1 protein-coding gene is annotated in these 228 nt (G+C 41.7%); it reads left to right on the plus strand.

What is annotated here, in order from left to right; genetic code table 11:
- Positions 1-18 precede the first annotated feature (18 nt).
- A partial coding sequence (locus Q4519_RS22300) for a hypothetical protein (RefSeq protein ID WP_303516179.1) occupies positions 19-228 on the plus strand: 210 nt, incomplete at its 3' end.

Raw genomic sequence — 228 nt, forward strand, 5'->3', positions numbered from 1 at the left:
ATTGGGTGATCGACTTGGGTGTTATCAGGTGATCGGCATCAATGTTATTGGGTGATCGGCATTCATGGGAATATGCAACAGTTAAGGCACGCGATGGAGCTAGGCTATGCCGAAGGCGCCTTTCATTTAGCATTCATCAATGAAAAACTTGAAAACAAAACCCAAGAAAACTGGGAAAAAATATACAAATACTATCAACTAACCGACAAATTAGGGGGGAGAACAGAT

The organism is Motilimonas sp. 1_MG-2023 (genome assembly GCF_030547455.1).
Taxonomy (GTDB): Bacteria; Pseudomonadota; Gammaproteobacteria; order Enterobacterales; family CBDFNC01; genus Motilimonas.